Here is a 23,932-nt window from a genome sequence, read left to right on the forward strand (position 1 = left end):
GAAGATGCACATCCTATATATGAGATTATTGTGGCATTCCAGACACTCCCGAATTATCACCCAATCTTTGCGAACGCTACAACTGCCAATCAAGGATACGGGTAACTGCTGGTCGTTTTCCTCTGAGGAGCGAATAGTGAAGGTGGTTTTCTACCTTGATTTAAATTAACTGCAAAAATTGCCGTTTGGCGATCAAGCTGTTGTCCCACTGAGGATGCACGTTTGACCTCCCGAAAAATTGCCAATTCGGTAGCCAACAAAGCAACAAGCACCCAAGTAAACAACGGGATAATTCCGAAATACCAAGAATAGTTGACACCAAGTAAAACCACGCTACTCGACATAAACCCCAAACAAAAATTTAGAATTAGAGTTGGATGTTTATAAACAAGATCGCTTTTCATTGCTTTTAGTTCATATCGTTGACCAAGAAAATATGAAAGCAATGACAATACAAGACCCTCCATGGTAAACACAGATAGCAACGACTTAATTGGCATAGTGAAAGACAGGGCTAAAGTCGCTACTACCAAAAGAAGCGATACTATGCCGTATCTCATTGTGCCGCCCCTTGGTGGATGAAACAGACATGACGCTACGCACATTAGCGCCACGTATCCGATGACCAAGGATAGAAATGCCAATAAAATAAGGGTTAAAACCGCTACCATAACCTGCATTCCTTATAGTCAAATGACCAGAGTTTTGATCAATACACTAGCAGTGTAATGGCCGGGACGGAAGCCATAGCCGGAAAAGGTCGACGCAGTCAATTGGGTACACCCATGTGACAACAATTCAGTGAATACAGAATGCTTCATAAAATCGTATTCAATAGGGTTGATTTAACAAATGAACACACATACAATCAAAACATCTAGAACCTAATGAATACAGAAAATGAAAAAAATGACAAATGTAGGCTACATCAGGGTTTCATCGGTTGATCAGAACACAGCCCGTCAGTTGGACGGTGTTGAACTGGACCGGGTATTTCAAGACAAGGTGTCAGGTGCCACCACCGACCGTCCCCAACTGCAAGAAATGCTGAAGTTCATCCGCGAGGGCGATACCGTTCACGTCCATTCCATCGACAGGCTGGCCCGGTCGTTAGAGGATCTGCTAAAGCTGGTGAAGGATTTGAACGCCCGGAGGATCGGCGTCCACTTCCACAAGGAGCAGTTGCTGTTCACTGGGGAAGCCAACCCTATGCAAGAACTGATGCTATCGCTACTGGGTAGTGTTGCCCAGTTTGAACGAGCAATGATCAAGGAACGTCAGCGGGAAGGGATTGCAAAAGCTAAGGAATCAGGGAAGTACAAAGGCCGTGCAAAGACTGTGGATGACGCTGCTATACGGGCTGCAATGCAAACTGAAGGTGCATCGTTCCGGAAGGTGGCGAAGGCGTTGGATGTGAGTCTGAGCACCGTTCAAAGGGCTATGAAAGCCTAGGTACAAGGAGTCCTATGCCGCCTGTTATGGCAGGCAGAAAACGGCCGACTGTATACGCTGGACTTGAGCTTGCCTTCCTAGTTACTTCCTGTAAACACCCCTGACATCGCACTCAGGTACGAATGGAGTGCACCCACTGATGTTATAGACACGGGTTTCAAATTTCGGGGCCGGATTACCTTTGACCTTCGCCTTGTCGACAGTGAAAACGACGCTATAGGTTCGGGATTCTGGGAACTCACTTCCCAGGTAATTGTAAGAAAACACATCTCTCACGCCAAGGAAGCTCACTTCAGTTCCAACCGATTTTGACTCCAAGAACCGCCCGAGCTTGTCTTTAATATCGCAGTAGTCGCTGCCGACATGACCGTTGCAGTTGTACGTGCCGACCGTGACTTTTGAGTCGTACAGCGTCGTTAGGAAGTATTTGCCCAGAGTATCTCGTATCTGCATAAGAACTAGCTCTGGTACGCGCCACGTATAGGTAATTTTGATGTCGGCCGTTTTGCTGGTGCTAGACACCACCTCAAGCAAAGGGTTATCTATCTGGAGGTTGTCTCGATACTTGAGGAAGACGTTGTTAGTGAGGTCTTTGATAGCTTCCTGATACTGCTGCTCGACAGTTTTTGCCGCCTTGACCTGATCTTCCAAGGTAGTTGCGCCGACAGTAGCTGTGGCGACGGAAAGGATGGCTGCGGCGAAATATTTCATAGAATCCCAGCTTGCGGTATTGGCTGTAGATAGTTTTCCTCGCTGTTCTGTCAACCCAACAGCAAGAGTTTTAGGTCTTCCTCATAAACGGAATAGCTACGCCATCCAAGCAAATCAAAAATAGCTTTGGCACGAGATTCATACGGAGGTACGAGAGAAAAAGCTCCAGGCAGGGCTGCGTTGAGCGTCGAAAAGACAGTATTCCAACTTGCTTTCTTTGCAGTAGTTTCGTAGTGCATAGCCTGATTTCGACCTTGCCAAACCAAATCACACAAACTGACCCCAGAGATATTCCGCCCTTTATTCGGGTACGTCAAAATGCTGCCGTGAACACTAGACATACCTTGTTGGACAATCTGCAAAATAGAGCCCGCGAGTATGTTTGCTGAACTTTCGAACGTTCCGAGCGCCTGTTTAGTAGCCTCAAGCTTGGACTGCTGTCGAGCGACCCTTTCCACCTCATCAGGTTGAGCATTGGCGGTCGCTATTTTGGCAATTTCCAGATCCTGACACTGTCTCTCCAAACGCTCCAGAAACTGCGCGACTTCCAGATCCTGCGAATTGAGCATTTGAATTACTTGCAGCGACACGTGGCAGGTTAATCTCATATATTCGCCTGCCAGTTCACTTTTGATTTCCAGCGCCGTAGATACTGTCGAAAAATCCGGGCTTTTATTCATAGTAACTCCTTCGTTTTCGCGGACGCGAAAATGGGCGTCCTTTACGTCCTCGACCCAGCACATGACAGGGCTTGAGAAGTATCGTACACGAGAAACAGTGCTTGTTTCGCAAGAGTTTGCGCCGGGGGCTACTGGCTGTAAGTAGGCCATGTGTCGGCCGTCCGCTTTTGGCGGTTCTCTACCGGTCGTCACTGCGGCGCCTGCTGGTCAGGTCGAATGCAAACAAATGGGCGAGTCTCTGCAATACCCATTTAGAATACGTCCATGGGGAAAGAGCATCGGCAGCGAGCACTGGACGCTTGAGAATAGACTTGTTGAAATGCATGAAACCCAGATCAAGCGGTTGAAACGACCACCGACAGTACTAAGGGTTAAATCGCTCCGTGCTGATGAACCAGCTTGGACGGGGCCAGGGGAAGGGGTGACACAGGGGGGACCGACTACGTGCCCTCAGAAAGGGCTAAAGGGGCTAAATGGATCAACTTTATCGGGGTGGTCAAATCAAAAAATAACTGCCAATATTTTTTGCATCCTAGAGGTTTTCTGGTTGCGGAATCATCCATACCAATTAGTAATTTAGCTCCCCTTACATCTGCTCATACAGATCGGCCAGTCTTGGGATCCCAAAATGGGCAAGTGGTTTATGGAGCGGGAACTTTCTAGAAATGCTAAGAATTTCTTGCTTGTTACGATCTACCCACATGTGAAGGCTTTTAGTAGGTTTATCGTATCGAAATTTAAACACCATCTTCGATGCTTTGAAGAACTGATTCAACTTCAAACGACCTTCTTCAGTGCAAAAGCGGTCAACAACATCTTCGAACGTAGTCAACTTAATATCTGTAATGCTGGAATTCAACTCACCACTAAGCTTATCAACCAATACACTTTGATCATAAATCGCCACCTCTAGCTTTTCCAACATCTTAATTATCGGCATCGGAATTTTGCCATCATAGCCATCAAGCGACCTTTCAATGTTTTCATATTTTTCTTTTAAACCAGCCAAAACTTCAGACGCCTCGGCCAAGTTACTTCCAAACATTTCCTGTGAGCTTTTATCATCAGACAGAAAAGAACTAAACTCATCCCCAAAACCAGCCATGCCGGTCTGGCGCTCCGACAGTGCAATCGGATCCATTTTAAGTTTTCTGACGACTAGCCCACTAAAAGTTCCACTAGGCTTTGGATCTGCCCACTTTATTTGTGGCTTTCCATTTGTCTCAAAATCATAACGTATAACACCGGGCGACACCTTCGACTGTATTACCTGCATACCATGTAGAAGCATGCCAAAAGCCAAATCAAATCTAAATCGTTGATCGCACTGACCCTTTAACTCTTTTCGAGTGTGACAATTGAAATAAGGATACATTATACCCTTCTGATTGGTTTGCTTCTCAAACACCATTGTCGCACCGCAATCAGCACATTTTATTACATGCCTGAAAATGTTGGTACTGCCAATAGTTGAATTGCCATAATGCTTTTTATCTTGGCGACTTCTCATCGCACTAACAGCTTCATTGAACGCAGTTTGGCTAACTATTTTTGGATAGTAATCCTCGATATATTCGACAAACACTTTCTTTCTCTGTTCATCGCGCTTCTGGGACATCAACATACCCAAGGGATACTTGTTCTCCATCATCATCGAGACTTGGCGACTGGTCCATTTTCGTTTCGAACTTAGATTCACACGCCTAGTTGTATTTGACACCCCCATTGTTTTCAACAATTCGAATATCAAACGTATCTCTGATGCCTCGTCCTCAAGAATGACAAACTGCTCAGTTTCAACATCATAACGAAACCCATACGGTGGGTTGTGAGCATTAAACTTTACACCTTCTACCGTCGCTGCCAACTTGGCTTTGTTCCAAGCAGATTTCCGCCGCTTAGATTTTATCTCAGACTCTTCATTTGCCCTCTTAGCAATCAAACTAATCATGATTAAAGTTTCAAAATCACGATCAGGATCATCATACGAGTAGCATCGAGAATCAATGGTCGTATAAATTTTAACACCCGACTTTAGAATACCTTGCAACAATTCCACGCCATCGAGCACGCGCTGCCGCGTAATTCTATCGATGGACTCTACTACCAAGTAATCACCACGCCGAATAACCTTACGATCTATCCGAGACAATACTTCTTTAAACTTTCCTCTATTTGCATTATCCCCACGAAAAGATGAAACGCCTTCATCAATGATGATTTCAACAACTTCTACGCCAGTTTCCTTCGTGAACGCTTTCAACGGACTGATTTGCCTGTCCACGGAATCACCTAACGACTGAATAGTAGAAGAGTATCGAACGTAAGCGTAGGCGTTTGGCATGCAGATAACTCAGGCTTCAAAATTATGTGAGTATGCTAACACCCTTGGAGTCCGGCCATATCGTGATTTCCCGGGCCCGCGACCGGGTGCGCTTCCCGGCACGCTTCCAACTGGTAGCGGCGATGAATCCCTGCCCCTGTGGATATCTTGGCGATCCCAGTGGACGTTGCCGCTGTACCCCGGAACAGATCCAGCGCTACAGCAACAAACTCTCCGGCCCGCTGCTGGACCGCATCGACCTGCACCTGACAGTGGCCCGAGAAGCCACGGCGCTCAGCCCCAGCCAGCAAGATGGCGACAACACCGCCCAGGCCGCCGCCCGAGTCGCCGAAGCCCGGCAACGCCAGCAACAGCGTCAAGGCTGTGCCAATGCATTTCTCGATTTACCGGCACTGCGCGCGCACTGCAAGTTATCCACAGGCGATGAAAAATGGTTGGAGACGGCCTGTGAACGACTGACACTTTCGCTGCGGGCAGCCCATCGGTTGCTCAAGGTGGCGCGCACTTTGGCCGATCTGGAACAGGTGGAACATATCGAGCGTGAACACTTGGCCGAAGCGCTTCAGTACCGTCCAGTGTCCCAATAGGCAGGACGTCACTTGAACCAGGCCGGGCCGAAACATTGCGTTATCGGCCGGCCCATCCCCAAAGGGTTATTCCTTGCTCAAATCCACCAATGGCGTGCCCCGCACCTCCGTCTTGCGTCCATCCTGAATCTGCGTCACCCGCTGCACCGCCTTATCCACAGCCGCTTTGTCCGCCAGCAGGCTGTAACTGATCTGAAACTGGCGTTTCTGCCCGGCCTCGATAGTCGGCACCAGCCCCAGCGGACGCTGGTAATGGCGGTTATAGGAGAAGCTGGTCCCCGGCTCCAGCCCGGTGACATAACCCTGGCCCTGGGTATCGGTGTTTTTCCACAGGGAGAACACCGGCAGTTGCTGGGTATTGAACCCGAGCGAAACCCCGAGACTGCCGGCCTTGTTGTGCAACACCGCCAGGGTGTCGCCCTTGGCATCGGCATACGGCACGACGTTGTAGACGGTCTCGTCATAGTCCTTGGTCGGCGCGCGATAGGTCTGCCAGTCCGCCAGGTCGCCCTTGGCCTTGTCGTTGAACGGCGAGACCTGCTTCACCGGCGCCACGAAACGCGCGCCCTGCTCCAGGAACGGGGTGCTGAAGTTGCTGTGGTACAGCGCCTGGTATTCCTTGGGATAGTCGCCGTTGTTGGTCAGCGTGTCGTTGAGCGCAAAGCTCACGCTGCCAGGCACCGTCAACAGCTCGGTGACCACCGAGAAGTCGACTTTCTTGAACGCCTGCTCCTTCAGCTCACCCTGCAAACGAATGGCATAAGGTGGCTTCTCGTCGATATGCAGCGAGACCTTGCTGGCCGGAATATTCGCCGCCCGCCCGTGCAAGGTCAGCAGTTCACCGTTATCGAGCCCCGGATGCCCGACCCACTCATAGCCGCAACGCACCACCAACTCGTTGAAACCCTCCAGCCAGCCCAAGCCACCACGGCCATTGAGCTCGATAAAGGCCGGATTGACCACTTCCTTAACGGGCGAGTCCCAGCCCAGGCGCACATCGCCCACGGACGCGTGCAGGACGTTCATGCCGCGCGTCGGGACCACTGAGAGTTTCATCGTGCCGTTATCGATGTCGACGATGCTGACCCCTTCCTGGCGACCACCGTGCAAGGTGCGCATCGTGATGGAGAAAGGCTTGGCGGTCTTGATCCCCAGTTGTTGACTGGTGATCTGCCGGTTCTGCGCGGGCGTGTCGCTGTCGAGCAGCACGTAGTCCCAGGCCATGGCGTGGGAAGCAGCGGTCAGGGCGGTAACGCCGAAGAGCAAGCGGAGAGAAGTCATGGGCTGTCCTTATTGGAGTTGTTCGACTTTTATAGCGCTGATGAAACGTTTCAGCAAGTCAGCCAAACAAATATCCGTCAGCTCGAGGACCGCCTGTACTCCCCCGTATTTCAGCGTCTGCGACGAGGCGCCGCCTCAGCGAAACTGATCCACCTCCTGACGCAGCTCCGTCGCCAGGGTCTCCAGCTCCCGGGCCGTGACCGCCAGATTGGACACCACCTCGCGTTGCTCGCTGTTGGCCAGGGCAATGCCCTGCAGGTTGCCGCTGAGCCGGGTCGCGGTGCTGCTCTGTTCCTGGGTTGCGGTGGTGATAACGGCGAACTGCTGCCCGGCCGAACGGCTCTGCTCGTCAATCTGCGCCAAGGCCGAAGCCACGTTGGCATTGCGCGACAGACCTTCCTGCATCAGCCGATTGCCCTCTTCCATGGTGTTGATGGCGTGATCGGTCTGTTGCTGGATGCTCTGGATCATCCCGGAGATTTGCTCGGTGGCCTCACGGGTACGCCCCGCCAGGCTACGCACCTCATCCGCCACCACGGCAAAGCCGCGGCCCTGCTCACCGGCACGGGCGGCTTCGATGGCCGCGTTCAGCGCCAACAGATTGGTCTGATCGGCAATCGAGGTGATCACCCCGACAATCCCGCCGATCTCCTCGGAGCGTTGCCCCAGGGCGTTGATCACCTGCGCCGTGCTGCCGAGGGAACCGGCGATCTGTTCCAGGGACGTCGAGGCCTCCTCCATGGCGGTGCGCCCGATGCGCGTCTGCCGGGCATTCTCCTGGGCCAGCCGCTCAGTATTGCCCATGTTGTCGGCGATATTCAGCGAGGTGGCACTGAACTGCTTCACGGCACCGGCCATGCTGCTGATCTCGCCGGATTGCTGTTCGATCCCTTCATAGGCACCGCCGGACAAGCCGGTAAGTACATGGGCACGGCTGCTGACCTCGGCAGCCGCCTTGCGGATGTGTTCGACCATCGATGACAGCGCCTGCCCCATCTGGTTGAAGCTGTCGGCCAACTGGCCAATCTCGTCATGACTGGACAGGTTCAGACGTACGCTCAAATCCCCGGCCCCCAGGGCTTGCGCCTGGCGCACCAAGTCGCCCAAGGGGCGCAACTTGCTGCGCAGCAGCCAGATCGCCGCGCCGACCGCCAGCAGCATGGCCAGCAGGCTGCCAATCACCAGTCGAATGCCGACACTCCAGGTCACGGCGCGGATCTCGGCCTTGGGCATGCTCGCCACTACGGTCCACGGCCCCCCTTCAAAGGTCACCGCCACGCTGTAGAAATCCTCGCTTTTGTCACTCCAGAAGCGCCCATGGCCCGGTTGCCGGACCAGATCGACGACCACCGGGATTGCCGGTGCAAGATCCGTCACCCCGGCAGGCGGCACCAGCCAATGCTTCTGCTCATCGAGCAAGGCCAGGGAACCGGTCGTGCCGATGCGAAAGCGCTTGAGGTTGTCGAACTGCGCATTCTGCGCATCGGTGTAGTCGAAACCGACGAACAGCACAGCGATCACCTTACCGTCGGCATCGCGCACCGGGGTGTACTGGGTCATGTAGGAGCGGTCGAACAGCAGTGCCCGCCCGACGTACGCCTGGCCCGCCAGCAAACGCTGGTAGGCCGGATGCTGGTGATCGAGCAAGGTGCCGATGGCGCGACTGCCGTCCTGCTTGGTCAGAGAGGTGCTGACCCGGACGAAATCTTCACCGCTACGCACGAATAGAGTCGCGACACCCGCGGACATCTGCTTGAACGTGTCCACTTCGGTGAAATTGTTGTTCAGCAGCTCAGTGCCCAGGTACAGGCCCGGAGCTTGCACGCTGCCCACAGCGATCATTTGCTCGGGGCGCACGCTCAGGCCACTGCTGAAACGCTTTTCGAACAGCCCGCTCAGGCGCTGGGTACTTTCGCGCAAGGTGCCGTGGAAGGTGTTCAACTGGTCGGCCAGCAGGCGCGCCTCGCTGGCCAGGTGTTCCTCGCGGGTGTCGAGGTTGGCCGAGTCCAGCGAACGCAGGGCAAACACGGTGCTACCACTGATCACCAGCGCCAGGATAACGGCGAGTGCCAACCCCAGCTGCGAGGCTATACGGGCACGAGGTCGAGACATGATGAGGCTCCTGGGCGGGCGGCGAATCCTGTGGGTACTGTCAGGCCGCGCGGAAACATTTCCAATGAACAAGGCATGAGCGAACCGCTTGGGACGGCGGTTCCATGTCGGTAGATTCGGCGGCGCCAGCGAATACTTGAGTCATTTGAACGGATATCAGTGGCCGCCAAAAACAGCGTATCAGCCCAGGCGCTCGACATCGGGCAAGACCATGGCCGCGACCTCGCCCTGAAGAAAATCGCTGAGCCGCCGCAGGCGCTCGCCGCCCGGCCGGGTTTTCGGCCAGACCAGGTAATATTGCTCACCACTATCGACGGCGGTCGGCCACGGCAAACTCAAACGTCCCTGGGCCACGTCCTCGGCCACCATCAGCAGGTCCCCCATAGACACCCCGTAACCCCGCGCCGCGGCAATCATGCCCAGCTCCAGGGTATCGAACAGCTGGCCGCCCTTGAGGGAGATCCGTTCGGACAGGCCCATGCGCTCCAGCCAACTGCGCCAGTCTCGCCGATCGGGCGTCGGGTGCAACAGCTCGACGCTGGCCAGACGCTCGGCATCCCAAGGCTGCTCATTGAGCAGCGTAGGTGCTCCCACCGGAATCAACCACTCGGAAAACAGGTAACTGGCCTCCCAGTCAGGCGGGAAATGGCCGTTGCTGAGCAACACCGCACAATCAAATGGCTCCTGGTTGAAGTCCACGCTGTCGACATCCATCCAGGCACTGGTGAGCTGCACCTCATTGCCTTCCTGCAAATGCCGGAAACGGCTCAGCCGCGCCAGCAGCCAGCGCATGGTCAGGGTCGACGGCGCTTTCATGCGCAGGATGTCGTCTTCAGCGCGCAAGGTATTGCAAGCCCGCTCCAGGGCGCCGAAGCCCTCGCGGATCCCCGGCAGCAGCAAGCGCGCGGACTCGGTCAGTTGCAGATTGCGCCCGTTACGCTGAAACAGCCGGCAGGCAAAGTGCTCTTCGAGCGTACGAATATGCCGGCTGACCGCACTTTGGGTAATGGACAGCTCCTCCGCCGCCCGGGTGAACGAGCTGTGGCGGGCCGCCGCTTCGAAAGCGCGCAAGGCATACAGGGGGGGCAGACGACGAGACATGGGGAGCGCTCCGATAACGCAATGCGGCAACCCTAGCAGAAACCTCCTTGCATGAGTTTTTATCATGCGAGCAATCGGTTTTATCCCTTTGTGCAAATGCCTGGGAACCCTGAGAATCAACGGTTCTCACTGCCTTCCACCTGTCGAGCCTGATGATCATGAAGCATTCAGCACGCACCGAACTCCGGGCCATCCTGCGGCTGTCCGGGCCGCTGATCGCCTCGCAGTTGGCGCATATGCTGATGGTATTGACCGACACCCTGATGATGGCCCGACTCAGCCCCGAGGCCTTGGCCGGTGGCGGCCTGGGCGCGGCGAGTTATTCGTTCGTGTCGATTTTCTGCATTGGCGTGATCGCGGCCGTCGGCACCCTGGTCTCCATTCGCCAGGGCGCCGGCGATATCGAAGGCGCGACCCGGCTGACCCAGGCCGGGCTGTGGCTGGCCTGGGCCATGGCCCTGGTGGCCGGCCTGCTGTTGTGGAACCTCAAGCCGCTGCTGCTGATGTTCGGCCAGACCCCCACCAACGTGCACGCCGCCACGCAGTTCCTGACGGTGCTGCCGTTCGCCCTGCCCGGCTACCTGAGCTTCATGGCCCTGCGCGGGTTCACCAGCGCCCTGGGCCGCGCGACCCCGGTGATGGTGATCAGCCTGTGCGGCACCGTGGCCAACTTTGCCCTCAACTATGCCCTGATCACCGGGATGTTCGGCCTGCCCAAGCTGGGCCTGGTGGGGATCGGCCTGGTCACGGCGCTGGTCGCCAGCTGCATGGCCCTGGCGCTGGCCTGGCATATCAAGCGGCACCCGGCGTACCGCCACTACCCCTTGCTGCGGGGCCTGTCGCGGCCCAATTGGCAGTATCTGCGCGAACTCTGGCGCCTGGGTCTGCCGATTGGCGGTACCTATGCCGTGGAGGTCGGGCTGTTCGCCTTTGCCGCGCTGTGCATGGGCACCATGGGCAGTACGCAACTGGCCGCGCACCAGATCGCCCTGCAGATCGTCTCGGCGGCCTTTATGGTGCCGGCGGGGATCTCCTACGCCATCACCCTGCGCATCGGTCTGCACTACGGCGCCGGGCAACTGCTGGACGCGCGCCTGGCCGGAAGGGTCGGCATCGCTTTCGGGGCGGCCGCCATGCTGGCCTTTGCCGCGCTGTTCTGGCTGGCGCCGAACCCACTGGTGGGACTGTTCCTGGATCGCAACGACCCGGCGTTCCAACCGGTTATCGAACTGGCCGTCAGGCTGCTGGCGGTGGCCGCCTGGTTCGAGCTGTTCGATGGCACCCAGACCATCGCCATGGGCGCGATCCGGGGCCTGAAAGACGCCAAGACCACCTTCCTCGTCGGTCTCGCCTGCTACTGGCTGATCGGCGCCCCGGCGGCATGGTTGCTGGCGTTCGACTTCAATGGCGGGGCAACCGGTGTCTGGTGGGGCCTGGCGCTGGGCCTGGCTTGCGCGGCAGTAAGCCTGACGCTGGCGTTTGAATGGCGGATGAAGCGGATGCTCGGACGCCATTCGGCACAAAGCCCACAACGCAGCGTCATGGATGCCGCCTGAGTCGACAGACCGCATCCCGCGGCGTCAAACCACCTCCTGCGCCACTGGCTGAGCGGCACCAAAGGTCAGGTACTCCACCAGCTCCGCCAGCGGCAACGGCTTGCTGATCAGGTAACCCTGGGCCTGGTCGCAGCCGAACTCGCGCAGCAAGGCCAGTTGCTCCGGGGTTTCAACCCCTTCGGCCACCACCTCCAGATGAAGGTTGTGGGCCAGGTTGACCATGGCATGCACCAGCTTGCGGTTTTCCTCACGCAACTCCATGCCACCGACAAAACTCTTGTCCACCTTGAGCAAGGCGATCGGCAGACTGTTGAGGTGCACGAAGGAAGAAAACCCGGTGCCGAAGTCATCCAGGGAAAAACGCACCCCCAACCGCCCCAGGGCATCCATGGTCTGCTTGACCAGGTCGCTACGACGCATCACCGCAGTTTCGGTGAGCTCGAACTCCAGCCACTGCGCCTCAACGCCGCGCTCGGCAATCAGCCGGCTCAAGGTCGGGAGCAACTGGCTGTCCTGGAACTGCCGGAACGACAGGTTGACCGCCATGTGCAGCGGCGCCAGCCCCAGCGCGCGCAAGGCCTGCATATCCCGCAGCGCCCGGGAAATCACCCAGTAGCCCAACGGCACGATCAGGCCGCTTTGCTCGGCCAGGGGTACGAACTCGCTGGGCGGCAACAACCCGCGCTCGCCATGCCGCCAGCGCACCAGGGCCTCGAGGCCGACGATCTGGCCGCTGCCCAGGTCCAGGCGCGGCTGGTAATGCAGTTCCAGTTCGTCACGGCGCAGGGCCCGGCGTAGCTCGCTTTCCAGGTCGGCGAGGCTACGGGCGTTACGATTGATCCGCTCATTGAAGGTATGAAAGGTGCAGCCCTGGGTACTCTTGGCCTGCTGCATGGCGATATGCGCATGCCACATCAGTGGATCGGCACCGGCATTGGCACGGGTATGGGCGATGCCCAGGCTGCAACCGATCAACAGGCTCTCACCGTCGACCCAGTAAGGTTCGGCCATGGCCTCGACAATCCGTTCGGCCACACTCTCGGCGCGCTGGGGTGCACGACGGGTGTCGATCAGCAGGGCGAATTCGTCGCTGCCCAGGCGCGCCAACTGGTCACCCGCCTCAAGCTGGCTCTTGAGCCGCGCCACCACCTGCAGGATCAGCCGGTCGCCGGCCTGGTGACCCAGGGCGTCGTTGGCATGGCGGAAATTGTCCAGGTCCAGGTGCCCGAGGGCCAGGCCGCGCCCTTCGTTCTCGGCCAGCCGCGCCGCCAGCAGGGTCTGGAAGCCCTGGCGATTGGCGATGCCGGTCAGCGGGTCCTGCTCGGCCAGGCGCTGCAAGGTGTTTTCCAGTACGCCGCGCTCACGCACATGGCGCAGACAGCGACGCAAGGTCGGCGTATCGAGTCCCTGGCGAACCAGCCAGTCGCTGACCCCCAGGGGTGCGATCAACGGTTCTTCTTCCAACAACAGGATGGTTGGCAGGTTGCAGCGTCCCGGCGCCGGCTGCAAGTTCGGCACCGTCAACAACAGCGCCGTGCGGTCGGCCTCGAACAGGCGGCTGACCACCTCCCAGGACGGCGCATGGATCAGCACGGCCGAGTCTCCCAGAGGAGCCAGACACTCGCGCAACAAGGCCGCCCACTCAGGCTCATCGGCCAGTAGCAGCAAACGCAAGGGTTCGACAGACGTAGGCAAGCTGACTCCCTAGACTCTGCAAAAAACGTTGACGATCAACATTGCGACACGCTCGGGAGACTTAAGTAGGATTGATTATCAAGTGCTTTTTTGTGTAACACAATTCTGAACAATAGCCGGGAATATGCTGCGCATCCTGCGGCAAAGTAACAAAACCGGCAAATTTAGATAGCGGCGCACGTCACAGTGTCGGAGAGTCGCGGCAGAATCCGTTCAGCCTGTTAAAATGCCCGCCCTTTTCGCAACAGACTCCTGACGCCGTCATGTCCCGACTCAATCCCCGGCAGCAAGAAGCCGTGAACTACGTCGGCGGCCCTCTTTTGGTGCTCGCCGGCGCCGGCTCCGGCAAGACCAGCGTGATCACCCGCAAGATCGCCCACCTGATCCAGAACTGCGGCATCCGCGCCCAATACATCGTCGCCATGACCTTCACCAACAAGGCCGCGCGAGAAATGAAGGAGCGCGTCGGTACCCTGCTCAAGGGCGGCGAAGGCCGTGGCCTGACGGTATCGACCTTCCACAACCTGGGGCTCAACATCATCCGCAAGGAGCATGCGCGGCTGGGCTACAAGCCGGGCTTCTCGATCTTCGACGAGGCCGACGTCAAGGCCTTGATGACCGACATCATGCAGAAGGAATACTCGGGCGACGACGGCGTCGACGAGATCAAGAACATGATCGGCTCGTGGAAAAACGACCTGATCCTGCCGCCCCAAGCCCTGGAGAATGCGCGTAATCCCAAGGAGCAGACCGCGGCCATCGTCTACACCCACTACCAGCGCACGCTCAAGGCGTTCAACGCGGTGGACTTCGACGACCTGATCCTGCTGCCGGTAAAGCTGTTCGAGGAACATGCCGACATCCTGGAAAAGTGGCAGAACAAGGTCCGTTACCTGCTGGTGGACGAATACCAGGACACCAACGCCAGCCAGTACCTGCTGGTGAAAATGCTCATCGGCACGCGCAACCAGTTCACCGTGGTGGGTGACGACGACCAGTCGATCTACGCCTGGCGCGGTGCGCGGCCGGAAAACCTGATGCTGCTCAAGGACGACTACCCGTCCCTGAAAGTGGTGATGCTGGAGCAGAACTACCGCTCCACCAGCCGGATCCTGCGCTGCGCCAACGTACTGATCTCGAACAACCCGCACGAATTCGAAAAGCAACTGTGGAGCGAAATGGGTCACGGTGATGAGATCCGTGTCATCCGTTGCCGTAACGAGGATGCCGAGGCCGAACGCGTGGCCATGGAGATTCTCAGCCTGCACCTGCGCACCGACCGGCCCTACAGTGATTTCGCCATCCTCTACCGGGGCAACTACCAGGCCAAGCTGATCGAGCTGAAGCTGCAGCACCACCAGATTCCCTATCGGCTGTCGGGGGGCAACAGCTTTTTCGGGCGCCAGGAAGTCAAGGATCTGATGGCCTACTTCCGCCTGATCGTCAACCCGGACGACGACAACGCCTTCCTGCGGGTGATCAACGTGCCACGCCGGGAGATCGGCTCGACCACCCTGGAAAAGCTCGGCAACTACGCCACCGAACGCAAGATCTCGATGTACGCCGCCACCGACGAAATCGGTCTGGGCGAACACCTCGACAGCCGCTTCACCGACCGCCTGGCGCGCTTCAAGCGCTTTATGGACCGGGTGCGTGAGCAGTGCGCTGGCGAAGATCCGATTGCCGCCCTGCGCAGTATGGTCATGGACATCGACTACGAGAACTGGCTGCGTACCAACAGCTCCAGCGACAAGGCCGCGGACTACCGGATGGGTAACGTCTGGTTCCTGATCGAAGCGCTGAAGAACACCCTGGAAAAAGACGAAGACGGCGATATGACCGTCGAGGACGCCATCGGCAAGCTGGTGCTGCGTGACATGCTCGAACGCCAGCAGGAAGAAGAGGACGGCGCCGAAGGCGTGCAAATGATGACCCTGCATGCGTCCAAGGGGCTGGAATTCCCCTACGTGTTCATCATGGGCATGGAGGAGGAAATCCTCCCGCACCGCTCCAGCATCGAGGCCGACACCATCGAGGAAGAACGGCGCCTGGCCTATGTCGGCATTACCCGAGCCCGTCAGACCCTGGCCTTCACCTTTGCCGCCAAGCGCAAGCAGTACGGCGAGGTCATCGACTGTGCGCCGAGCCGTTTCCTCGATGAACTGCCACCGGACGACCTGGCCTGGGAAGGTAACGACGACACGCCGACCGAAGTCAAAGCCGTACGCGGCAATTCGGCGCTGGCGGATATACGCGCGATGTTAAAGCGCTAGAATTGCGCATTTTTTAATCTATCTTCAGCGCAAAGGCGCTATTCGAGGACGTTCCGTGGAAGCACTGCACAAGAAAATTCGCGAAGAAGGCATCGTGCTTTCCGATCAGGTACTGAAGGTCGACGCCTTCCTGAACCACCAGATCGACCCGCAGTTGATGAAACTGATCGGTGACGAATTCGCCACACTGTTCGCCGACTCGGGCATTACCAAGATCGTCACCATCGAAGCCTCGGGGATTGCCCCGGCGATCATGACCGGGCTGAACCTCGGCGTGCCGGTGATTTTCGCCCGCAAGCACCAGTCCCTGACCCTGACGGAAAACCTGCTGTCGGCGACGGTGTACTCCTTCACCAAGCAGGTTGAAAGCACCGTGGCGATTTCCCCGCGCCACCTGACCAGCAGTGATCGCGTGCTGATCATCGATGACTTCCTGGCCAACGGCAAAGCGTCCCAGGCGCTGATCTCGATCATCAAGCAGGCCGGCGCGACCGTGGCGGGCCTGGGTATCGTCATCGAGAAATCCTTCCAGGGCGGCCGGGCCGAACTGGACGCGCAGGGTTATCGCGTGGAATCGCTGGCCCGGGTGAAGTCCCTGGCCGGCGGTGTTGTGAGCTTTATCGAATAAGGCCACACCTCAACACCACCATTGCCCCTGACTTGCAACAACGGTCAACACGGAAACTGTAGGGGCTGGCTTGTCGGGACGCCGCAGCGCAGCGATGAAGCCCTTGAGCCTTGCGGCGCCTATCCGGACGCCATCGCCAGCAAGCTGGCGCCTACAAGGGTGTGTCGTACCCGATTTCGCGGAGCTTCAGTCAGGCAGCGTCTCCTGCAACCCCGCCAGCAGAAACCGCTGAAAAAGCTCCTCCTTCAACCCCTCCGGGTGGGTCAGGCGCATGCGCTCCAGATGCACGGCAAAGGCCGCCGGCTCGGGGGCATCCAGCGCCGCCTTGCCCAGCTCAAGCATCTCGGTGAGCTTGAATTTGCTTTTGAGCCAGTTCAGCGCCCGCAGCAGATCCCGCTCTTCCGCGCTGAAATCACTGCCCAGCGGATACTCCGGAAACAAATGCGGATGCCGTGTCCGAATCGCCTGCAAGCGCTGCGGACGATTATCGGTAAAACGCGGGTCGAGACGGAAATCCCCCGGCAGCTTGCCAGCCTGTTGCGCCTGTTCGATCAACCCCGACTGAAAGCGTGAATCGGCGATATTCAGCAGCGCTTCGATCACCTCGGCGTCGGTCTTGCCGCGCAGGTCGGCCATACCGTACTCGGTCACCACGATATCGCGCAGGTGCCGGGGGATGGTGCAATGCCCATACTCCCAGACGATATTCGAACTGACCTCACCGCCCGCCTCGCGCCAACTGCGCAAGATCAGGATCGACCGCGCGCCCTCCAGCGCATGACCCTGGGCCACGAAGTTGTACTGCCCGCCGACCCCGCTGAGCACCCGCCCGTCTTCGAGCTGGTCCGCCACACCCGCCCCCAGCAGGGTCATGGTGAAGGCACTGTTGATAAACCGCGCGTCGAGGCGCTGCAGGCGCTTGAGTTCTTCCTCGCCAAACAGTTCGTTGATGTAGCTGATGGCGGTCATATTGAATTCGCCCAGCTGGTCCCGGGACAGCTCGTGCAGGCGCTGATAGAAACTGCGCGGCCCGAGAAAGAAACCGCCATGCACCATGATGCCACCGGTTTGCACGACACCGGCATTGGCCTGGCGTTGCCGCTCAAGGTCGGCATGGACCTTGCGCCGCACGATGCCCGCGTCCACCAGGACCAGCAGGCCGTTGACGAACATCTCGCTGCAACCGTAAAGCCCCTTGGCAAAAGCTTCGATACCGCCTTCCTTGTCGAGCAAGGCTTTCCAGGGCGACAGATCGATATCCGCCAGCAACGCTTGGTAACCCTCGTTGTCCGCCTGACGGGCCAGCAACGCGGCGGTCAAGGCGTCGCCCATGGCACCAATGCCGATCTGCAAGGTGCCGCCATCGCGCACCAGGGTGCTGGCGTGCAGGCCGATAAAATGATCCTGGGTATCCACCGGCATGTTCGGGGTGGAGAACAGGGTGCTGCCTTCCGGCTCGTCGATCAGCAGGTCAAAGGCGTCACGGCTGATCTCCGAATCCCCAGGCATGTACGGTAAGTGGCTGTGAACCTGCGCCAGCATCAGGATGGTTTCTCCGCCAGCGCGGCGTCGGGCGATCATCGGCAGCAGGTCGAGGGTGATGTCCGGGTTGCAGCTCAGGCTCAGGTACCCGGGATGTTCCGGGGCCTCGGCCACCAGTTGCGCGATCAGGTTCAGGCCGGCGGCGTTGATGTCGCGGGCAGCATGGCTGTAGTTGCTGCTGACGTAATCCTGCTGGGCTTGCGTGCTGTGCAACAGGCTGCCGGGTTGCATGAAGAACTGCCGGACGTGGATATTCGGCGGCAGGCTGTCCCGACGCAGGTCGGCGAGGAAATCCAGTTCGAGGTAATCACCGAACACCCGCTCGACAAAGGGTTCGAGAAAACGCCGTTGCAAGCCGTCACCCAGGGCCGGGCGGCCGAGGCTCAAAGCGGTGTAGATCGTCAGCCGACGCTCCGGCAATTGCCTGATGCGCTGGTAGAGCGCATTGATAAACCGATTGGGTTTGCCCAGGCCCAGGGGGCTGGCCATGTGAATATGCGCCGGCAGTCGCGCCAACACCTCATCGACCGCACGCTCGATAGAACAGCACTGCACCATCGGACCCTCCTCGCCTTTCCATGAATTGAGGTTGGACCGAGCTTGCCGGGAATTTGCTGAAAATGACAGCCCGAGCCTGCGGGCATCATGCTGTCCCCATTCCTCGCGTCGAAACACCGCCCTTGCAGGAGCCGGCTTGCCGGCGATGGCGTCCGTGAATGCAGCACCTGACTCAAGGGCCTCATCGCCGGCAAGCCGGCTCCCACAGGTCCCGCGTTCACCAAAAGCAAAAAAGCCGCTCGTAAGCGGCTTTTTCAGAGAAGATCGGTCTTATTTCAGCCCGGACATTTTCTCGATTGCACCTTTGAGCTCGTCATCGGAGCAGTCGGCGCAGGTGCCTTTTGGCGGCATCGCGTTAAGACCGGTGATGGCCTTGGCCAGCAGGCCACTGAGGCCACCCTGGTGATCCGCGCGGTCTTTCCAGGCCGCGGCATCACCGATTTTCGGCGAACCCAGCAGGCCGGTGCCATGGCAAGCGTTGCAATGCTTGGCGATCACTTCATCCGGTGTCTTGGCTCCGCCGCCACCGCCCACGGTAGCGGCCACTTCCATCCCCTTGCACTCTGCGCCCTGGATACACACCTTGCCCACCGGCTCCAGACGCTTGGCGATATCGTCATTGATTGTCGTTGCCTGAGCGCTGACGGCCCACAGGGCGACTACGGTTGCTGGTACGGCCAGCATTTTCATAATTGGATTCACGCGTACACCCTCAATGGTGGCTAATCACGCCGCGAACCACGGTTTCGCAGGCGGGCGTGAGTATAGCGGTTCGACTGTCCCTGCGAAACAACCCCTAGAGTTACAGGGGTATTAACCCATGGCCAATCAATACTGCCGGGCGCCTTGAAATCCCTGACCTGGCGCCTCTCGCTGTTAAAAGTTCGCCGGTGTCGCTGCGCTGATTAGTCGCGCTGGAGTATCGAACGGATTGCGGAAGCGATGCGGCTTGGTGCTTTCAAAATAGTAGCTGTCGCCCGCCTCGAGAACGAAAGTTTCTGCACCAACCACCAGTTCCAGTCGTCCTTCCAACAAAATGCCCGTCTCCTCACCTTCGTGGGTGAGCATTTCCGCTCCGGTATCGGCACCCGGAGGATAGATCTCGTTGAGGAAGGCGATGGCACGACTGGGATGGGCACGCCCGACCAGCTTCATGGTCACGGCGCCATCGGAGATATCGATCAGCTCGTTGGCCTTGTAGACGATCTGGGTCGGTTTTTCCTGGAGGATTTCCTCGGAAAAGAACTCGACCATGGACATGGGAATGCCGCCAAGCACCTTTCTCAGCGAACTGATCGAAGGGCTGACACTGTTTTTTTCAATCATTGAAATGGTGCTATTGGTGACGCCCGCGCGTTTGGCGAGTTCACGCTGAGACAGACCTTTCAGTTTACGGATGGATTGCAGTCGTTCACCGACGTCCAATACGGCAGTCTCCCAGGGATTCAGGCGATGTTGTAATTGAGCGATATCATGGCATAGCGTTCAGTATTTACAACACTCGAGCCCGAATCCGACTCGGTGGGACGACCTGTGGCGCGGCGCGGCTGCCCCCTAGCTCCCGGTGTAGAGCCGTGGTACCCGGCGCAGGTTGCAAAAAATCTGATAGGGAATGGTCTGGGCCCGGACCGCAACCTCGCTGGCCAGGACGTTTTTGCCCCACAACTCCACCGTCGAACCCAGCCCGGCCTGGGGCACATCGGTCAGATCGATGCACAACATGTCCATCGATACCCGCCCCAGCAACTGGCTGCGCTGGCCTGCCACCAGCACCGGCGTGCCGGTCGGCGCATGCCGCGGATAGCCGTCGGCATAACCCATGGCAACCACGCCGACCCGCGTCGGCCTGGACGTCACGAACAGGCCACCGTAGCCCACCGGCTCTCCCGCTGGCAGCTCGCGCACACTGATGACTTTCGACTCCAGGGTCATGACCGGCTGCAAGCGCGCGGCCAGCGGGTTTTCTTCTTCGAAGGGTGTCGAGCCGAACAGCAGGATGCCGGGACGTACCCAGTCGCTGGGAATCTGCGGCCAACCGAGCAGCGCCGGAGAGTTGCGCAGGCTGACCTCGGCCGACAAACCCTGGCACGCGGCGTCGAAGATCGCCACCTGTTCGGCGCTGCGCTGGCTACCCAGTTCGTCGGCGCGGGCGAAGTGGCTCATCAGCACGATCTTCGCCACCTTGCCGCTCGCCTGCAGGCGCTGGTAAGCCGCCTGGTAGTCCGCGGGCTCCAGTCCCACCCGGTGCATGCCCGAGTCGAGCTTGAGCCAGACGTTGATCGGCTTGGCCAGCACTGCCTGCTCGATGGCTTCCAACTGCCACAGCGCATGCACCACGCACCAGAAATCGTGCTCGACGATCAAGGCCAGTTCGTCGGCCTCGAAAAAGCCTTCCAGCAACAGGATCGGCGCGCGAATACCCGCGGCCCGTAACTCGAGCGCTTCCTCGATACAGGCCACGGCGAAACCATCGGCCTCGGCCTCCAGGGCCTGGGCACAGCGCACCGCGCCATGACCGTAGGCATCGGCCTTGATCACCGCAAGGGCTCGGGCGCCCGACACTTCACGGGCCAATTGGTAGTTGTGACGCAGGGCTTGGAGGTCGATCAGGGCACGGGCAGGACGCATGGCGGCAAACTTCTGGACAGTCAAGGGAGGGAATAAAAAACCGGTGCGAACGGCAATCAAACCACCACGCACCGGGAGAGGGATCGCACTTAAGGCAGAGCGGCCACAACCGACAGCTCGACCAGGATTTGCGCTTCGCACAGCTTCGCTTCAACCGTGGCACGGGCCGGCGCGACGCCTTTTGGCAGCCACTTGTCCCAGACCGAATTCATGCCGGCGAAGTCCGCATCGATGTCTTTCAGGTAAATCGTCACCGACAACAACCTGCTCTTGTCGGTACCCGCCAGATCCAGCAAACGCTCGATATTGCCAAGGGCTTCACGGGTCTGGGTTTCAATCCCGGCGCTCATGTCGTCACCGACCTGCCCTGCCAGATACACGGTACCGCTGTGCACAACGATCTGGCTCATGCGTTCATTGGTGAGCTGGCGCTGGATTGCCATGTTTTGCAGTCTCCTGGGGCATTTTGCCGTAACGGGAAATATCGAGGCCTTCGGCACTGATCTGCGGTTTTTTCTTCGCCATCAGGTCAGCCAACAGGCGACCGGAGCCACAAGCCATGGTCCAGCCGAGCGTACCGTGACCGGTGTTCAGGAACAGATTGCGGAAGGCGGTTGCCCCCACGATCGGCGTGCCATCCGGTGTAGTCGGACGCAAACCGGTCCAGAAGCTGGCTTGCTCGAGGTCGCCGCCCTGAGGATAAAGATCGCCGACGATCATCTCCAGCGTTTCGCGCCGTTTCGGATTCAGCGACAGGTCAAAACCGGCGATTTCCGCCATGCCACCGACACGGATGCGGTTGTCGAAACGGGTGATCGCGACCTTGTAGGTCTCGTCAAGGATAGTCGAAGTCGGGGCCATGGCCGGGTTGGTGATCGGCACGGTCAGCGAATAGCCCTTGAGCGGGTAGACCGGTGCCTTGATCCCCAGCGGCTTGAGCAACTGCGGCGAATAACTGCCCAGCGCGAGCACGTAGCGGTCGGCGGTTTCCAGCTTGCCGTCGATCCACACGCCGTTGATGCGCTCGCCCGCATGGTCGAGCCGTTGAATGTCCTGGCCGAAGCGGAACTCCACACCCAGCTTGACGGCCATTTCGGCCAGGCGGCTGGTGAACATCTGGCAGTCGCCGGTCTGGTCGTTCGGCAGGCGCAGGGCCCCGGCGAGGATATCGGTGACGCTGGCCAGGGCCGGTTCGACCCGGGCAATGCCGGCACGGTCGAGCAATTCGTAAGGCACGCCGGACTCTTTCAGCACCGCGATATCTTTCGCCGCGCCATCGAGTTGCGCCTGGGTGCGGAACAGCTGGGTGGTGCCCAGGCTGCGGCCTTCGTAGGCAATTCCGGTTTCGGCGCGCAGTTCGTCGAGGCAGTCACGGCTGTACTCGGACAGGCGGACCATGCGCTCCTTGTTCACGGCATAGCGGCTGGCGGTGCAGTTACGCAGCATCTGCGCCATCCACAGGTACTGGTCGATATCGGCGGTGGCCTTGATCGCCAGCGGCGCATGGCGCTGCAGCAACCACTTGATGGCCTTGAGCGGCACGCCCGGGGCGGCCCAGGGCGAGGCATAGCCGGGCGAGACCTGGCCGGCGTTGGCGAAACTGGTTTCCATGGCGGCGGCCGGCTGACGGTCGACCACCACCACCTCGAAACCAGCCCGGGCCAGATAATAAGCACTGGTGGTACCAATGACACCGCTACCCAATACCAGAACTCGCATGTGTCTATCCCTCAATCCGCGGCCAGCCGCCGGTGTTTAATGTTCAAAATCAAGATGCGCGCAGTGTAAAAAACAATAGCCAGTGCTTTTCACTATATAAGTGCCTATATTTGGCGAGAATTCTCGGCACTATCGCTTTTGACGGAGGGGCATTCCCTAATGAGAACCAACCATCAGACCAAGCGCGAGCTGGACAAAATCGACCGCAACATCCTGCGCATCCTGCAGGCCGACGGGCGCATCTCGTTCACCGAGCTTGGCGAAAAGGTCGGCCTGTCCACCACGCCCTGTACCGAACGGGTGCGCCGGCTGGAACGCGAAGGCATCATCATGGGCTACAACGCCCGGTTGAACCCGCAGCACCTCAAGGGCAGCCTGCTGGTGTTCGTCGAGATCAGCCTCGACTACAAATCGGGCGACACCTTCGAAGAGTTCCGACGTGCCGTGCTGAAGTTGCCGCATGTGCTGGAATGCCACCTGGTGTCGGGGGACTTCGACTACCTGGTGAAAGCGCGGATTTCCGAGATGGCCTCCTACCGCAAATTGCTCGGCGACATCCTGCTCAAGCTGCCCCATGTGCGGGAATCCAAGAGCTATATCGTGATGGAAGAAGTGAAAGAGAGCCTGAACCTGCCGATTCCGGATTGACGCTAGACCAGTACCTGCCGGGTACTGGCAATGTACTCGTGCACCTGTTGTTCGGCCCGTGGATGAATCATCTCCACGGGACGTCGGCCATTGGGGCATGGCAGCGTCGGCGTCGTCCCGAACAAACGACAGATCAGCGGGCGCTCGTCATACACCGTGCAACCGTTCGGCCCCAGGTGCACGCAATTGAGTTCGTCCAGCGCAGCTTCCTGCTCGGCGGCGGTCTTGCGCGGCAGGCGGGCCATCTCCGCGGAAGAGGTGGTCACCGGCCCACAGCAGTCGTGGCAGCCCGGCACGCATTCGAAAGACGGGATTTGCTGGCGCAGAAAGCGGATTTTCTGACTGTTGCAGCTCATCGAATAACGACCGGAAAGAAGAATGAACGCGGATTTTGCCTGAAAAGGCCGCGCCCGGCAG

The 23,932-nt window shown here is 58.5% G+C and carries 20 protein-coding genes and 1 pseudogene; 6 read left to right on the forward strand and 15 right to left on the reverse strand.

From position 1 onward, the window contains the following. Positions 1–89: 89 nt before the first annotated feature. A complete protein-coding gene (locus AC07T0_RS04820; protein WP_495000098.1) occupies positions 90–560 on the reverse strand; it encodes a hypothetical protein in 471 nt (156 codons plus the stop codon). 349 nt (positions 561–909) lie between these two features. On the opposite strand from AC07T0_RS04820, the gene AC07T0_RS04825 reads away from it, so the two are divergent. After that, positions 910–1,452, forward strand: a complete 543-nt coding sequence (locus AC07T0_RS04825) for a recombinase family protein (RefSeq protein ID WP_495000297.1) — start codon at positions 910–912, stop codon at positions 1,450–1,452. 81 nt (positions 1,453–1,533) lie between these two features. Here the strand turns inward: AC07T0_RS04825 and AC07T0_RS04830 are convergent, their stop codons facing one another. From AC07T0_RS04830 to AC07T0_RS04840, 3 genes are all read right to left on the reverse strand, one after another. Continuing rightward, positions 1,534–2,163 (reverse strand): hypothetical protein, encoded by a 630-nt coding sequence (locus tag AC07T0_RS04830; protein ID WP_495000099.1) that lies wholly within the window; start codon positions 2,161–2,163, stop codon positions 1,534–1,536. A 50-nt stretch (positions 2,164–2,213) separates the two neighbouring features. Further along, positions 2,214–2,843 (reverse strand): hypothetical protein, encoded by a 630-nt coding sequence (locus AC07T0_RS04835; RefSeq protein ID WP_495000100.1) that lies wholly within the window; start codon positions 2,841–2,843, stop codon positions 2,214–2,216. Between the two features lie 586 nt (positions 2,844–3,429). Continuing rightward, positions 3,430–5,187 carry a recombinase family protein gene (locus AC07T0_RS04840; protein ID WP_495000101.1) on the reverse strand — a complete coding sequence of 586 codons (1,758 nt, stop codon included), beginning with the start codon at positions 5,185–5,187 and terminating at the stop codon, positions 3,430–3,432. Positions 5,188–5,228: 41 nt separating this feature from the next. Here AC07T0_RS04840 and AC07T0_RS04845 point away from each other — a divergent pair. After that, positions 5,229–5,774 (forward strand): annotated as a pseudogene (locus tag AC07T0_RS04845) (ATP-binding protein); the annotation flags it as partial. Between the two features lie 66 nt (positions 5,775–5,840). On the opposite strand, the gene AC07T0_RS04850 reads toward AC07T0_RS04845, so the two are convergent. The 3 genes from AC07T0_RS04850 to AC07T0_RS04860 all read right to left on the reverse strand — a co-directional run bounded on the left by AC07T0_RS04850 (position 5,841) and on the right by AC07T0_RS04860 (position 10,268). After that, positions 5,841–7,055, reverse strand: coding sequence for an aldose 1-epimerase family protein (locus AC07T0_RS04850; RefSeq protein ID WP_495000102.1), 1,215 nt, complete (start codon positions 7,053–7,055; stop codon positions 5,841–5,843). A gap of 135 nt (positions 7,056–7,190) precedes the next feature. Further along, positions 7,191–9,167, reverse strand: a complete 1,977-nt coding sequence (locus AC07T0_RS04855; protein ID WP_495000103.1) for a methyl-accepting chemotaxis protein — start codon at positions 9,165–9,167, stop codon at positions 7,191–7,193. 180 nt (positions 9,168–9,347) lie between these two features. Next, positions 9,348–10,268 carry a LysR substrate-binding domain-containing protein gene (locus AC07T0_RS04860; protein ID WP_495000104.1) on the reverse strand — a complete coding sequence of 307 codons (921 nt, stop codon included), beginning with the start codon at positions 10,266–10,268 and terminating at the stop codon, positions 9,348–9,350. Positions 10,269–10,420: 152 nt separating this feature from the next. Here AC07T0_RS04860 and AC07T0_RS04865 point away from each other — a divergent pair, with 152 nt between their 5' ends. After that, a complete protein-coding gene (locus AC07T0_RS04865) occupies positions 10,421–11,824 on the forward strand; it encodes a NorM family multidrug efflux MATE transporter (RefSeq protein WP_495000105.1) in 1,404 nt (467 codons plus the stop codon). 24 nt (positions 11,825–11,848) lie between these two features. Here AC07T0_RS04865 and AC07T0_RS04870 read toward each other — a convergent pair whose 3' ends face one another. Beyond that, positions 11,849–13,519 (reverse strand): putative bifunctional diguanylate cyclase/phosphodiesterase, encoded by a 1,671-nt coding sequence (locus AC07T0_RS04870; RefSeq protein ID WP_495000106.1) that lies wholly within the window; start codon positions 13,517–13,519, stop codon positions 11,849–11,851. A 263-nt stretch (positions 13,520–13,782) separates the two neighbouring features. Here AC07T0_RS04870 and rep point away from each other — a divergent pair, with 263 nt between their 5' ends. Further along, positions 13,783–15,792, forward strand: a complete 2,010-nt coding sequence (gene rep / locus AC07T0_RS04875) for a DNA helicase Rep (protein ID WP_100942151.1) — start codon at positions 13,783–13,785, stop codon at positions 15,790–15,792. Positions 15,793–15,847: 55 nt separating this feature from the next. Continuing rightward, a complete protein-coding gene (locus AC07T0_RS04880; protein WP_495000107.1) occupies positions 15,848–16,420 on the forward strand; it encodes a xanthine phosphoribosyltransferase in 573 nt (190 codons plus the stop codon). A gap of 186 nt (positions 16,421–16,606) precedes the next feature. Here AC07T0_RS04880 and AC07T0_RS04885 read toward each other — a convergent pair whose 3' ends face one another. The 6 genes from AC07T0_RS04885 to dadA form a co-directional block, all read right to left on the reverse strand. Next, a complete protein-coding gene (locus AC07T0_RS04885) occupies positions 16,607–18,520 on the reverse strand; it encodes an acetyl-CoA hydrolase/transferase C-terminal domain-containing protein (RefSeq protein ID WP_495000108.1) in 1,914 nt (637 codons plus the stop codon). Positions 18,521–18,790: 270 nt separating this feature from the next. Then, entirely contained in the window at positions 18,791–19,210 is a 420-nt protein-coding gene (locus AC07T0_RS04890) for a c-type cytochrome (RefSeq protein WP_495000109.1), read from the reverse strand. A 186-nt stretch (positions 19,211–19,396) separates the two neighbouring features. After that, positions 19,397–19,945, reverse strand: coding sequence for a cupin domain-containing protein (locus tag AC07T0_RS04895; protein WP_495000110.1), 549 nt, complete (start codon positions 19,943–19,945; stop codon positions 19,397–19,399). Positions 19,946–20,074: 129 nt separating this feature from the next. Beyond that, positions 20,075–21,148, reverse strand: coding sequence for an alanine racemase (gene alr, locus AC07T0_RS04900; protein WP_495000111.1), 1,074 nt, complete (start codon positions 21,146–21,148; stop codon positions 20,075–20,077). 89 nt (positions 21,149–21,237) lie between these two features. Further along, entirely contained in the window at positions 21,238–21,591 is a 354-nt protein-coding gene (locus AC07T0_RS04905) for a RidA family protein (protein ID WP_495000112.1), read from the reverse strand. Then, a complete protein-coding gene (gene dadA / locus AC07T0_RS04910; RefSeq protein WP_495000113.1) occupies positions 21,563–22,867 on the reverse strand; it encodes a D-amino acid dehydrogenase in 1,305 nt (434 codons plus the stop codon). Before dadA ends, AC07T0_RS04905 begins: the two co-directional genes overlap by 29 nt. Before the next feature lie 159 nt (positions 22,868–23,026). Here dadA and AC07T0_RS04915 point away from each other — a divergent pair, with 159 nt between their 5' ends. Then, positions 23,027–23,515 carry an Lrp/AsnC ligand binding domain-containing protein gene (locus AC07T0_RS04915; RefSeq protein ID WP_017125528.1) on the forward strand — a complete coding sequence of 163 codons (489 nt, stop codon included), beginning with the start codon at positions 23,027–23,029 and terminating at the stop codon, positions 23,513–23,515. A gap of 2 nt (positions 23,516–23,517) precedes the next feature. Here the strand turns inward: AC07T0_RS04915 and AC07T0_RS04920 are convergent, their stop codons facing one another. Then, entirely contained in the window at positions 23,518–23,871 is a 354-nt protein-coding gene (locus AC07T0_RS04920) for a YkgJ family cysteine cluster protein (protein WP_495000114.1), read from the reverse strand. Between the last annotated feature and the right edge of the window lie 61 nt (positions 23,872–23,932).

The organism is Pseudomonas sp. GW821-FHT04D07 (assembly GCF_059420225.1).

Bases quoted from the DNA above. Each gene is read 5' to 3' on its own strand.
- AC07T0_RS04820 (WP_495000098.1), bottom strand. From the start codon at position 560: ATGAGATACGGCATAGTATCGCTTCTTTTGGTAGTAGCGACTTTAGCC.
- AC07T0_RS04825 (WP_495000297.1), top strand. From the start codon at position 910: ATGACAAATGTAGGCTACATCAGGGTTTCATCGGTTGATCAGAACACA.
- AC07T0_RS04830 (WP_495000099.1), bottom strand. From the start codon at position 2,163: ATGAAATATTTCGCCGCAGCCATCCTTTCCGTCGCCACAGCTACTGTC.
- AC07T0_RS04835 (WP_495000100.1), bottom strand. From the start codon at position 2,843: ATGAATAAAAGCCCGGATTTTTCGACAGTATCTACGGCGCTGGAAATC.
- AC07T0_RS04840 (WP_495000101.1), bottom strand. From the start codon at position 5,187: ATGCCAAACGCCTACGCTTACGTTCGATACTCTTCTACTATTCAGTCG.
- AC07T0_RS04850 (WP_495000102.1), bottom strand. From the start codon at position 7,055: ATGACTTCTCTCCGCTTGCTCTTCGGCGTTACCGCCCTGACCGCTGCT.
- AC07T0_RS04855 (WP_495000103.1), bottom strand. From the start codon at position 9,167: ATGTCTCGACCTCGTGCCCGTATAGCCTCGCAGCTGGGGTTGGCACTC.
- AC07T0_RS04860 (WP_495000104.1), bottom strand. From the start codon at position 10,268: ATGTCTCGTCGTCTGCCCCCCCTGTATGCCTTGCGCGCTTTCGAAGCG.
- AC07T0_RS04865 (WP_495000105.1), top strand. From the start codon at position 10,421: ATGATCATGAAGCATTCAGCACGCACCGAACTCCGGGCCATCCTGCGG.
- rep (WP_100942151.1), top strand. From the start codon at position 13,783: ATGTCCCGACTCAATCCCCGGCAGCAAGAAGCCGTGAACTACGTCGGC.
- AC07T0_RS04885 (WP_495000108.1), bottom strand. From the start codon at position 18,520: ATGGTGCAGTGCTGTTCTATCGAGCGTGCGGTCGATGAGGTGTTGGCG.
- AC07T0_RS04890 (WP_495000109.1), bottom strand. From the start codon at position 19,210: ATGAAAATGCTGGCCGTACCAGCAACCGTAGTCGCCCTGTGGGCCGTC.
- alr (WP_495000111.1), bottom strand. From the start codon at position 21,148: ATGCGTCCTGCCCGTGCCCTGATCGACCTCCAAGCCCTGCGTCACAAC.
- AC07T0_RS04905 (WP_495000112.1), bottom strand. From the start codon at position 21,591: ATGGCAATCCAGCGCCAGCTCACCAATGAACGCATGAGCCAGATCGTT.
- dadA (WP_495000113.1), bottom strand. From the start codon at position 22,867: ATGCGAGTTCTGGTATTGGGTAGCGGTGTCATTGGTACCACCAGTGCT.
- AC07T0_RS04915 (WP_017125528.1), top strand. From the start codon at position 23,027: ATGAGAACCAACCATCAGACCAAGCGCGAGCTGGACAAAATCGACCGC.
- AC07T0_RS04920 (WP_495000114.1), bottom strand. From the start codon at position 23,871: ATGAGCTGCAACAGTCAGAAAATCCGCTTTCTGCGCCAGCAAATCCCG.